Annotated in this window: 10 protein-coding genes; 5 read left to right on the forward strand and 5 right to left on the reverse strand. The window is 70.8% G+C overall.

Annotated features, from left to right (window positions below; translation table 11 throughout):
* Positions 1–115 precede the first annotated feature (115 nt).
* Positions 116–652, reverse strand: a complete 537-nt coding sequence (locus H483_RS36615) for a TetR family transcriptional regulator (RefSeq protein WP_017838374.1) — start codon at positions 650–652, stop codon at positions 116–118.
* Between the two features lie 119 nt (positions 653–771).
* Here H483_RS36615 and bioB point away from each other — a divergent pair, with 119 nt between their 5' ends.
* Genes bioB through bioD form a run of 4 tightly spaced genes read left to right on the forward strand, consistent with a single transcriptional unit; the run spans position 772 to position 5321 of the window.
* A complete protein-coding gene (bioB, locus tag H483_RS36620; protein ID WP_017838375.1) occupies positions 772–1893 on the forward strand; it encodes a biotin synthase BioB in 1122 nt (373 codons plus the stop codon).
* 1 nt (position 1894) lies between these two features.
* Positions 1895–3268, forward strand: a complete 1374-nt coding sequence (locus H483_RS36625; protein WP_017838376.1) for an adenosylmethionine--8-amino-7-oxononanoate transaminase — start codon at positions 1895–1897, stop codon at positions 3266–3268.
* Positions 3265–4545, forward strand: coding sequence for an 8-amino-7-oxononanoate synthase (locus tag H483_RS36630; RefSeq protein WP_017838377.1), 1281 nt, complete (start codon positions 3265–3267; stop codon positions 4543–4545). The genes H483_RS36625 and H483_RS36630 overlap by 4 nt, the downstream gene beginning before the upstream one ends.
* Positions 4542–5321, forward strand: coding sequence for an ATP-dependent dethiobiotin synthetase BioD (gene bioD, locus H483_RS36635; protein ID WP_017838378.1), 780 nt, complete (start codon positions 4542–4544; stop codon positions 5319–5321). The genes H483_RS36630 and bioD overlap by 4 nt, the downstream gene beginning before the upstream one ends.
* Here bioD and H483_RS40635 read toward each other — a convergent pair.
* The 4 genes from H483_RS40635 to H483_RS36660 form a co-directional block, all read right to left on the reverse strand.
* Entirely contained in the window at positions 5308–6147 is an 840-nt protein-coding gene (locus H483_RS40635) for a hypothetical protein (protein ID WP_371204882.1), read from the reverse strand. The genes bioD and H483_RS40635 overlap by 14 nt on opposite strands.
* Before the next feature lie 217 nt (positions 6148–6364).
* The gene (locus tag H483_RS36650) at positions 6365–7852 is read right to left on the reverse strand and encodes a glutamine synthetase beta-grasp domain-containing protein (RefSeq protein ID WP_017838382.1); all 1488 of its coding nucleotides are present in this window, start codon (positions 7850–7852) and stop codon (positions 6365–6367) included.
* A 69-nt stretch (positions 7853–7921) separates the two neighbouring features.
* Positions 7922–8542 (reverse strand): maleylpyruvate isomerase family mycothiol-dependent enzyme, encoded by a 621-nt coding sequence (locus tag H483_RS36655; protein ID WP_017838383.1) that lies wholly within the window; start codon positions 8540–8542, stop codon positions 7922–7924.
* Between the two features lie 44 nt (positions 8543–8586).
* The gene (locus H483_RS36660; RefSeq protein ID WP_031265281.1) at positions 8587–9567 is read right to left on the reverse strand and encodes an LLM class flavin-dependent oxidoreductase; all 981 of its coding nucleotides are present in this window, start codon (positions 9565–9567) and stop codon (positions 8587–8589) included.
* Positions 9568–9876: 309 nt separating this feature from the next.
* Between H483_RS36660 and H483_RS36665 the strand changes: the two genes are divergently transcribed.
* On the forward strand, positions 9877–10905 hold a 1029-nt coding region (locus tag H483_RS36665; RefSeq protein WP_193746909.1), incomplete at its 3' end, for a phosphotransferase family protein.

A 10905-nucleotide genomic window follows, 5' to 3' on the forward strand; every position in this document is an offset into this window, starting at 1 on the left:
TGTGCGGAACGTCCTTTTCGATGCGCGGGGCCGGCCGATGCGCGGGCCCGGCCCGCGAGCGGGGCCGGACGGGACGCGGGGCCGGACGGGGCGCGGGCCCGGCCGGGGCGCGCCGTCAGCCGCCGATTCCCGCCAGCAAGGCCTCGAGCCCCTCGTTGAAACGCGAGTCGTAGTCGACGCGCGGCATCGCGGGGTCCACCGCGGCGAGATTGTGGTGGGTCTGCTCCTCGATCGTCACCCCCAGGACATACGCGGTGAGCGCCGTGGTCAGGCCCGCCGCCCGATCGCCACCCCCGTGCCGCGCACCCGTGCGTGCGACCGCGTCGACCACCGGGTTCACCGCACCGGCCGCGAGACCGAGCGCCACGATCTCGGCCCCGTCGGGCACCCCCGCGACGGCCGCCCGCAGCGCCCGGGTCACCCCGCGCAGTTCGTCGGCAGCCGACGCGCCGGCCTCCACCGGGGCCACGTCCGCCAGGACCCGTTCGGCGACGGCGGTGAGCAGCGCCTGCTTTGACGGGAAATGCCAGTACAGGGCACTCGGCTGGACGTTCAGCCGAGTCGCCAGCGTGCGCATCGACATGCCGGGCAACCCAGCCTCGTGCAGGAGACCGAGCGCAGTGTCGACGACTGCCGACTTGGTGAGTGCCACGACAGGTCACCTTATCGCCCCGCACGCCGCGTTCGAGCCGCGCAAGTCCTGAACGCTGTACAAGTCGACGGATTCCGGTTACCTTAACGGCGTTCAATGAACGGCGTTCAGGAGGAACCATGGCCACCACGACCACCCGTTGGCACGAACTCGCGGACCGCATTCAGGGCGGCGGGGCGATCGACGCGACCGAGGCGCTCGCCGTGCTCGATTCGTCCGACGCCGAGCTCATGGAGGTGGTCGCGGCCGCGTCCCGGCTACGGTTCGAGTACTTCGGCAACAAGGTCAAGGTCAACTACCTGGTCAACCTCAAGAGCGGCCTGTGCCCGGAGGACTGCTTCTACTGCTCGCAGCGCCTCAACTCGACCGCCGGAATCCTGCGCTACACCTGGCTGAACACCGAGGAGGCCGTCACCGCGGCCAAGGCGGGCATCGCGGCCGGCGCCTCGCGCGTGTGCCTGGTCGCCAGCGGCACGGGCCCGAGCAACCGCGAGGTCGGCAAGGTCTCCGACATCATCGAGGCCATCAAGTCCGACACCCCGGGCGTCGAGGTGTGCGCCTGCCTGGGCGCGCTGAAGGACGGTCAGGCGGAGAAGCTCTGCGCGAGCGGCGCCGACGCCTACAACCACAACCTCAACACGGCGGAGAGCCACTACGAGGAGATCTGCACGACCCACACCTACGCCGACCGCGAGCACACCGTGAGCCAGGCGCACGGCGCAGGCCTCTCGGCGTGCTCGGGCTTCATCGCCGGCATGGGCGAGACCCGCGAGCAGCTGGTCGAGCTGGCCTTCGACCTGCGCGCCAAGGGCGTCGACTCGATCCCGGTGAACTTCCTGCTGCCCTTCGACGGCACCCCCCTCGAGGGCGTGGACACGCTCAACCCGCGCGACTGCCTGCGCATCCTCGCGATGGTCCGGTTCGTCGCCCCCGACACCGAGATCCGGATGGCAGCCGGCCGCGAGCGCCACCTCGGCTACCTCCAGGGCATGGGCCTCTACGTGGCCAACTCACTGTTCCTCGGCGACTACCTCACCAGCGAGGGCCAGCCCGGCGGCGAGGACCTGCAGATGATCGCCGACGCCGGCCTCGAGGTGCTGCAGATGGAGGATGCCGCCGGGACCGGCGAGGGCGCCCACGCCACCGCCCCCGTCACAACTCCCGCCGCGCCGGTCGCGCAGGAGAAAAAGGTGGCCATCCGCACGCGCGGTGCCGGCACCAGCGAGCCCGCGAACGCCTGACATGTCCGCCCCGCTACACGTCACTGACACCACCGCTCCGGACACCGCCAGCGAGGTACTGGGCCGCGCCGCGCAGGAGGCCGCCACCACCGCGCTCCTGGCCGCCGACGCCGAGCACGTGTGGCACCCGTACGGCGGGTTCCCGGCGTCCACGCAGCCGCTGCCGGTGGCGTCGGCGTCCGGAGTGCGGCTACGTCTGGCGGACGGCTCCGAGCTGATCGACGGCATGAGCTCGTGGTGGGCGGCCATCCACGGCTACCGCCACCCGCACCTCGACGCCGCCGCGCACCGGCAGGTCGACACGATGAGCCACGTGATGTTCGGCGGGCTCACCCACGCGCCGGCGGTGGAGCTGTCGACCCGGCTCGCGCGGATGGCGCCGGGCGAGCTCACCAAGGTGTTCCTGGCGGACTCGGGGTCGGTGTCGGTGGAGGTGGCCGCCAAGATGGCACTCCAGTACCAGCGCTCGAGGGGCCGACCCGGGCGTACCCGCCTGGCCACCTGGCGCGGCGGCTACCACGGCGACACCCTGGCGCCCATGAGCGTGTGCGACCCCGAGGGTGGCATGCACTCCATGTGGCGAGGCGTGGTGGCCGAGCAGGTGTTCGCGCCCGCTCCACCGGTTCACTACGACCCTGCCTACGTCGCCGAGCTGGAGCGGGTGATCCGCGGCCACTCGGACGAGTTGGCGGGGATCATCGTGGAGCCGGTGGTCCAGGGCGCCGGCGGGATGCGTTTCCACCATCCGGACTACCTGCACGACCTGCGGCGCCTGGCCGACGAGACCGGCGCGCTGCTCATCTTTGACGAGATCGCCACCGGCTTCGGCCGCACCGGCGAGCTGTTCGCCGCCGACCACGCCGGGGTCGCGCCCGACATCATGTGCCTGGGAAAGGCGCTGACCGGCGGATACCTGACGCTGGCCGCGACGCTGACCACCGACCGCGTGGCCGAGGTGATCAGCGCCGGCGAGGCGGGCGGCCTGGCGCACGGGCCCACGTTCATGGGCAATCCGCTGGCGTGCGCGGTGGCGTGCGCGTCGCTGGACCTGGTCGAGACCGGCGAGTGGCGCGAGCGCGTGCCGAAGATCGAGGCGCGCCTGCGCCGGGGACTCGCGCCAGCGCGCGAGGTGCCCGGCGTGGTGGACGTGCGGGTGCTGGGGGCGATCGGTGTGGTGCAGCTGGAGGAGCCGGTGGAGATGACGACGACGACAACCGCGATCACCTCACACGGCGTGTGGCTGCGCCCCTTCCGGGATCTCATCTACACGATGCCGCCGTTGGTCTCTACAGATGAGGAGATCGATCAGATCTGTGCGGCCGCGGTTCATGGTGCAGCAGTGGCGGGGACGGCGGCAGCGGGGGCGATCCGATGAGCCAGCAGCCGACCACCACCCGGGTTCCCGCCGAGGCCGCGCGACCCGTATCTGATCGCTCCCCCGCCCTGGACTGGCTCGACGCCGCCGCCGAGGACCGGGCGACCCGGCACGTGCACCGCGAGCTGCGACCCCGGCCCGCCGACGACCGCGTGATCGACCTGGCCTCCAACGACTACCTGGGCCTGGGCGGGCACCCCGAGGTGATCGAGGGCGCGGTCCAGGCGACCCGCAGCTGGGGGGCGGGCTCGACCGGGTCGCGGCTGGTCACCGGTACGACGAGCGACCACTCCGCGTTGGAGTCCGAGCTCGCCGAGTTCACGGACAAGCCCTCGGCGCTGGTGTTCTCCTCCGGATACACGGCCAACCTCGGGGCGGTGGTCGCGCTCTCCGGGCGGGGAGCGCTCATCGTCTCGGACGGGGGTTCTCACGCCTCCCTGGTGGATGCGTGCCGGTTGTCGCGGGCGCGCGTTGTCGTCGTCGACAGGGGTGACGTCGCGGCGGTCGCCCGGGCCCTGGCCGGGCGGACCGAGGAGCGCGCGCTGGTCGTCACCGACTCGGTGTACAGCGCCGACGGCCACCTCGCGCCGCTGCTCGCCCTCCACGGGGCGTCCCGGGCGCACGGCGCGGCGCTGCTGGTGGACGAGGCCCACGGGCTGGGCGTGCGCGGGGCCGGCGGGCGGGGGCTCGTCGATGAGGTGGGGCTGGCTCGGTTCGAGGACGTGGTGGTCACGGCGACGCTGTCCAAGGCGCTCGGCTCGCAGGGCGGCGTGGTCCTGGCCTCGGAGCGGGTACGCGAGCACCTCATCGACACCGCCCGCACGTTCATCTTCGACACCGGCCTGGCGCCCTCGAGTGTGGGTGCGGCGCGGTCGGCCCTGGCCGTGTTACGGCGGGAGCCCGAGCGGGCCCGCCGCGTGCTCGAGGTGGCCGAGCACCTGGCCGCGGTGACCGGTGCGGACCGCCCGCGGTCGGCCGTCGTGTCGGTGATCCTCGGGGATCCGTCCCGCGCCGCGGCCGCGGCCGCTCGCTGCGCTGAGCTCGGCCTGCGGGTGGGGTGCTTCCGACCGCCGTCGGTTCCCGAGGGTACAGCCCGTCTCCGGCTCACGGCGCGGGCCGACATCTCCGGGGCCGACCTCGCCCGGGCGAGTGACGTGCTCGCCCGGGTGCTCGAGGAACACGGCTACCGCCTTCCCGACTCCTCGGCCTACCTCGGATCGGCCGGGGCCTCGCGTTCCCCCGCCTCGGCGGGGGCCTCCACAGGGGTCCACGCGTGACCGCCGCGGCCGCGCCTGTCGTCGTCACCGGCACCGGGACCGACGTCGGCAAGACCATCGCCACCGCCGCGTTGGCAGCCCTCGGTCGCTCGGCGGGCCTGGACGTGGGGATCTGCAAGCCGGTGCAGACGGGCCTCGCGCCCGGCGAGCCGGGTGACGCGGACGAGGCCGCGCGACTGTCGGGCGCCCGGCGGGTCCTGGAGGTGCGGCGCCTGCCGGATCCGCTGGCCCCGGAGACCGCCGCGCGAGTGGCCAGGATGCCACAGGCGACGCTCGACGAGCTCCTCGGGCCGATCCTTCGCTGGCTCGGCGGCGCCGACGCGGGTTCCTCCGAAGCCTCCGCATCTGCTGAGGAGCCCGCCACCCCGACCGGCCGCCTCGACCTGATCGAGGGTGCCGGTGGCGTGCTCGTGCGCCTGGGCACCGACCTCACTGTGCTCGACCTCGCCCGGTCGCTCGACGCCGCGGTGGTCGTGGTGGCCCGCGCGGGACTGGGCACACTGTCCGACACCGAGCTCACGGTCCGCGCTATCGAGGCAGGGGGGCTCCGGTGCGCCGGGATCGTGATCGGATCGTGGCCGTACGACCCTGACCTCGCCGAGCGCCTCAATCTGGAGGACCTGCCCCGCTTGACCGGGGTGCCGGTGCTCGGCCGGGTGCCCGCGGGGGCCGGACAGCTGGATCCCGCGGAGTTCACCCGTCACGCGGCGGAGTGGTTCGGCGTAGACACAATCGGCGAACTCCGTCAGTCGCGACTCGCCGCTATCGACTGTTGAGTAGGTAGAATAAGCCCGACGACGACCCAGGGAGGACCCCATGTCGACCCGCATCGGACCCACCACGGATCAAGCTCTCGCTGGTGCCCTGGTCGGCCACCGGATGGCAGGAATGGAGCCCACCGAGACCGACCGAGCGATAGCCCGCCGCCAACTCTCCGGCGAACTGACGGTCGACGACGCCGTGCGAGAGGCGATCGCTGCCGCAGTACACGCCCGCTGACTTCGGTTGATGAGCCCCCGAGATCCTTACGCGGACTCCTCGGGGGTTCTTCGTAATCGGCTCGGCATCCGGGACCCGGTCACCCTCGCAGCAGCCGAGAGCGCCGCAGCTTTTCAACGCGTTATACAACTCGAGCTGCATCCCATCGAGGGCCAGTTTGACCTCGCCCACCTCCAAGCGATTCACCGTCACATCCTTCAGGACGTCTACACCTGGGCCGGCGAGCTCCGCACAAGCGACACTGCCGCTTTCGGCATCCCCCACGCCCGGCCGCAGTTCCTGGCCGATGAACTCGACCGGGTTTTCGGTTAGATCGCCTCCCGGCCGCCCAGCACCACCGACTCCGACGCCGCCACCGACACCGTCGCCGTGCACTGGTCCGAGCTCACGCTGGTCCACCCGTTTCGCGACGGGAACAGCCGCAGCCAACGAGTCTTCTTCGACCAGATGTTCCGGCATGCCGGATGGGCTGTCGACTGGGCCGACGTCGATGCTGCAGCAACTCACGCCGCGCGCCACATGGCTTGGCACAATCGGCCCGATTATCTCGCCGACCAGCTTCGAGACGCCGTCTACCCCGCAGCAGAACTCGCTGACGGCCACCTCTCCGCCACTCAGGGGAGGCGCTCTACCCTCGACGCCACCGAGCACTTCCGCGCCATGTGTGAACACCACAAGGCCAGCGCCAGGACGCCCTACGGGCGCCCGGCGCCGACACAGGGTCACCCCATCCTGTAGCTGCCGACGCTCGCTCCCGCCTATCCCCTGGGCTGTCATCGACGCGAGGGGGTCGACGCTCCTAGTCACCGACGGGCGATGTTCAGCCGACGTGCCAGTGACGGCGGATGAGCTCCTCCCGGGCGGCCTCGTCGTCGTCGCCCTTCCCACCGGCTACATCGTCGGCCTCGGCGTCGGCGTCGCGCAAGCCGGCGAGAAGGGCGTCGATGAGTTGCTCGGGGAAGACGCCGTCGGCTTCGAACATCTCTCGCTCGGCCTCCAGCACGTCGGCCGCCTCCCCGCACGAGGTGGGTAGCTGCTCGAAGTCGTCATTGGTGTCGGCGTTGAGCCGGTCCGCCACCTCCAGGCTGCCGTCATCCCCCAGCCCGCGCGCCGCCGCGACGGCCATGCCTGCCAGGAGCAGGTGGACGTCGGCCGAGCCGTCGCCGAGCCGCAACTCGATGGTCTGGGGGTGCGTGGCCGGTTCGGGCACGGGCTCGGTACTCCCGGGGTTGGCGTGGGCCACCATGCCTGCCAGCACATCGCCACCCCAGGCCAGTGGAACCCGGACCAGACCGGTGCGGTCCTTCTCCCCCCAGCAGATGTCCTCGGGCGACTCGTCGCCGGCGGTGAACCGCAGGTAGGACGTGGGGACCGTGTTGCCGACTGCGGACAGCGCCCTGGCAGCGGAGAGGTAACCGGCAATCAACCGTCGCCCGGTGTCGTTGATTCCCGCCTTGGTGACGAGGGTGTTGGTGCCGTTTCGCACGAGCCGGCTGTGGATGTGCAGGCCGTTGCCCGCACCGTCGCCGCTCACCAGTGGGGCGAAGGTCGCCTCGAGACCGTGGGCGTAGGCGACCTCGCGCACCACCCACTTGGCCAGGACGAGGTGGTCGGCAGCCTGCTCCAGGGGCACGGGCTGGAGCTCGATCTCGTGTTGGACCAACTGGCGATCTTCCTCGAGGATGTTGCCGACCTCCCCGTGGGCGTACTTCAGCGGCACCCCCATGGCGCAGAGGTGGCCCAGCACCTGCTCCCGGACCCGCTCGTGCTTGGAGAAGGGGCCCGACTCCTGGTACCCGCGCTCCTCCTCCACGGGGAAGAGCGCCTCTGGCTGATTGACGAGGTAGTACTCCAGCTCGCCGAAGGCCTCGAGCGTCATGCCGGTCTCCTGCGTCAGCACCTCGGCGGCGCGGCGCACGACCTGCTCGCGCGCGTACGGCAGCGGAGTGCCGTCCTCGCGGTAGAAGGAACACAGGACGTCGAGGGAGGTCCGCTCGCCGAAGGGGTTGAGGAAGGCGGTGCGGTGGCGCGGGACGATGTAGACGTCACTGGCGTCGGTATCGGTCCCGGGAAACACGCTAGAACCGTCCACTCGCTCGCCGCGGGTGAGCACCTCCTGGAGATGCTCGCGCGAATTGATGGGGAAAGCGAGCGTCTTGAGCCGGCCGTCGCCGCCGACGTAGCGCAGGTTCACCTGCTCCAGTCCCAGCTCTTCGACCGCCCGGACGAGGGCGTTCGCGGTGAACTCCGCCGAAGGCATGCCGAGCAGGCGGACGAGGGGGTGGGGTTCGAATGCGTCGATGGCCATGCCTCGTTCTACCAGCGCCGCGGCGCAGTCCCCACCGGACCAAGAACCAGCTCGGTCCCCGAAATGCGGTTAGTCCAACCGCCCCGCGAGTCGGGGCACGCCGTCGCCGGCGAGCTGGTCGAGGTGGCTGCGCCGGCCGGCCATCGCCATGACGAGCGCGAGCGTCGGGCCGGCCACCTCCGGGCCCGCCCCGGCTCGGAACGGTCCGTCGGTGGCGCGCATGGCCAGTCCGGCGGCGGTCGTCTTGCTGTTCACCGTGAAATTGCGGCTCACGTAGAACTCCGCCACCTCCGTCATCGCCTCCGTGTCGCTCGAACTCGGAAGTCCCAGCGGATGGCGGATGTCCTCGCCGTGCACGATGACCTCCCCCAGGTAGGCGGGCAGGTCCTTGGTGGGTGCGACGGTCGAGTCGATCACGGCTCTGAAGCGGTCGAGTGTGTCCTCCGGTGTGGTGCCCAGGTGGTCGCGCAGTCGTCGTTCGTTGTGCACGGCCGGCCGGAACCCGGCCAGGACGATGCTGCGGATCCATGCCCACTGCCCGACCGACGCCGCGGCGGTGAGGTGCGCGACGACGTGCTCGACGTCCCACTGCCCGCACAGGGTCGGGTGACGCCATCGCCCCTCATCGAACCCCGCCAGGTCCCGTGCCAGCTCTCGACGGGCCCGGTGTATCGCCTCCCAGGCATCCATGCCAGCCTCCACCTCGCTACCGACCGAATCGGTGTCCGCTGTATTCAGTACCAGAGGTCGGCCAGCAACTCCAGGGACCGGTTCCGCACCGCCGGGTCGAACGCGTAGGTCACGGTGATCAGCTCGTCGGCGTCGGTGCGCTCGACGAACTCGTCCAATTGCGCCTTGACGGTCTCCGGCGATCCCACCGCGCTGATCTCGAGCATCCCGGGCGAGCTTCCGGCGAACTGCTCCGGGTCGACGGGCGGCTGGATCTTGCGCCGCCGCCCCGCCCGCAGGTCGAGGAACATCTGCTGGAGGGTCGTGAACTGTCGCTGCGCCTCAGCGTCAGTGTCGGCGACGATCACGTTGATCCCGGCCATCACCTGGGGCTTGTCGATGCGCGCGGTGGGCGCCTCGGTGCTGAAGGACTCCCGGTAGACGCGGATGGCGTCGTCGATCTGGTCGGGCGCGAAGTGGGAGGCCAGCGAGAACGGTAGCCCCAGCTGTCCGGCGATCGAGGCGCCGTTGACGGTGGACCCGAGCACCCAGATCGGCACCTCCATGCCCTGCGAGACCGACGAGAGGATCGGGGTGCTGTGCGCGGTACCGGACTCGCCGAACCACGCCTGCAGGTCGTAGATGTGCTGGGCGAAGGCCTGCGGCTCGGCCGACGACCGGCTCAGCGCCTGGGCGGTCATCCCGTCGGTTCCGGGGGCGCGGCCCAGGCCCAGGTCGATGCGGTCGCCGTGGAGGTTGGCGAGCGTGCCGTACTGCTCGGCCACCATGAGCGGGGCGTGGTTGGGCAGCATCACGCCGCCGGAGCCTACGCGGATCCTTTCCGTCACCGACGCCGCCTGCGAGATGAGCAGCGCCGTGGCGCTCGACGCGAGGTTGGGGGTGTTGTGGTGCTCGGCAAACCAGAGCCGGTGGTACCCGAGCCGGTCCGCGAGACGCGCGGACTCCATCGAGGCGGCGATGCCCTCCCGGGCGGTCGAACCGTCGGAGATGGAGACCAGGTCGAGGATGCTCAAGGGGATCGACAACTGCACACCTTTTTCTGCGTTCACTTTTCGAGAATTCGAGTCGGCACGACCCGCGATCCGAGGCTACCGACGCGACGCATTTGGTGATGGATCACCGATCCCCTTGTCGTCACCCCCACCCCCCGGACGAGACGCCAGGCGGTCCGCCTCTACGCCTGAGTATGACGACGACGACAACGCGCGCCTTCACTCCGGCGGGAACGGCGCCGGGGTTGCGCATTTCGAGCATTTCCTCATGTGCTGTGGCTCACACTGATCCGAGTGCGGGTACCACCCGCGCGGCAGGTCCGCACGAAGGGTCCCGACCACATGACCGATCAGGCGACGCAGGTGACGTCCAGCGAGTCCACTTCCCCGTCGACGCGCTCCGACGAGCCGCTCACCCAACGCATCACCTCGGGCGAAGCCGACCTCGATGAGTTCCGTGAGCGCCTGACCCTCTGGTTGGCCGGCCGAGACGAGGTCGACTCCGACGCCGGGGTCGAGGTCTCTGCGGTGAGCCGGCCGGAGAGCTCGGGGATGTCCAACATCTCGGTGCTCTTCGACGCCGCCTGGACCCCGGCCGGGTCGAGCGAGCGCCAGTCCGCGCAGTTGGTGGCCCGGATGTGCCCGCAGGACGACGCGTTCCCGGTGTTCCCCGTCTACGACCTGCAGAAGCAGTTCGACGTGATGAGAGTGGTCCGCGAGAACACCGACCTGCCGGTCCCCCGCGTCCGCTGGCTCGAGCTGGACCCCGCCGTCCTCGGCACGCCTTTCCTGGTGATGGACCGGGCAAGCGGCCGCGCCCCGGTCGACAATCCCCCGTACGTGTTTGACGGCTGGCTCCTGGAGATGGACCCCGAGCAGCGGCGGGAGGTGCAGCGGGAGTCCCTGGCGGTGTTGGCGGCGATTCACCAGATCCCACAGCCCGCCGAGTTGGTCTCATCGCTCGCCCCCGCCCCCGGCATGAGCGCGCTGCGCGCCCACGTGGATGAGCAGCGGGCCTATTACGAGTGGACGACCCGCGAGGACGGGTTGACGATCCCCGTCATCGACCGCGCCTTCGACTGGATCGAGGCCCACTGGCCCGACGAGACCAGCCCGGACGCCCTGAGCTGGGGCGATGCGCGGATCGGCAACATTCTCTACGAGGGAACGCGACCGACCGCCGTCCTGGACTGGGAGATGGCCACCATCGCGCCGCCCGAGGTGGATCTGGGGTGGTTCCTGTGCTTCCACGACGTGTTCCAGGAACTCGCCGTGGCCTTTGCCTTCCCCGGGATTCCAGACCTGTTCGAGCACAGCGAGGTCGTGGAGCAGTACGAGCACCTCACCGGATCCGGCAAGTCCTACCTCGGG

The organism is Dietzia sp. UCD-THP, from assembly GCF_000349585.1.
Taxonomy (GTDB): domain Bacteria; phylum Actinomycetota; class Actinomycetes; order Mycobacteriales; family Mycobacteriaceae; genus Dietzia; species Dietzia natronolimnaea_A.

What these genes read in the sequence shown, in the direction of transcription:
- H483_RS36650 (WP_017838382.1), bottom strand. Translation starts at nt 7,852, where the DNA reads ATGGCCATCGACGCATTCGAACCCCACCCCCTCGTCCGCCTGCTCGGC.
- H483_RS36625 (WP_017838376.1), top strand. Translation starts at nt 1,895, where the DNA reads ATGTCCGCCCCGCTACACGTCACTGACACCACCGCTCCGGACACCGCC.
- H483_RS36630 (WP_017838377.1), top strand. Translation starts at nt 3,265, where the DNA reads ATGAGCCAGCAGCCGACCACCACCCGGGTTCCCGCCGAGGCCGCGCGA.
- H483_RS36655 (WP_017838383.1), bottom strand. Translation starts at nt 8,542, where the DNA reads ATGGATGCCTGGGAGGCGATACACCGGGCCCGTCGAGAGCTGGCACGG.
- bioB (WP_017838375.1), top strand. Translation starts at nt 772, where the DNA reads ATGGCCACCACGACCACCCGTTGGCACGAACTCGCGGACCGCATTCAG.